Source organism: Bacillus pretiosus (genome assembly GCF_051294775.1).
In the GTDB taxonomy this organism is placed as follows: Bacteria; Bacillota; Bacilli; order Bacillales; family Bacillaceae_G; genus Bacillus_A; species Bacillus_A wiedmannii.
In genome coordinates this window covers 1-281 of sequence record NZ_JBPPHF010000601.1, presented here as the reverse complement: position 1 = coordinate 281, position 281 = coordinate 1, and the positions used below count along the sequence as shown (strand labels likewise).

The 281-nt window shown below is 32.0% G+C and carries 1 pseudogene; it reads left to right on the top strand.

The features are described from left to right. Positions 1 to 24 precede the first annotated feature (24 nt). Positions 25 to 281, top strand: a pseudogene (locus ACSG5Z_RS32330) (ABC transporter ATP-binding protein); the annotation flags it as partial.

The following is a 281-nucleotide window of genomic DNA, read 5'->3' as shown; positions in this document are numbered from 1 at the left end:
GGAGAAATTACAGTAGGAGAGATTATGGCTTTTATTCAATTGTTAAATTGCGTAACAGTTCCCATTAATAGTCTCATAACCGGTTTTACCAAAAGGCAGGCCAGTCGGGCTTTATTAATGAATTTCAATAAAATTGGAGAGGCAAAAACGGATCAAACTCAAAGAATTGATATCCCTAAATTCAGTAATAAAATTTCTCTAAATGGGCTTTCGTTAAGCGTAGATGGGAAAATAATTTTAGATGATATTAATTTTGAATTTGAATATGGAAAGTCTTATGC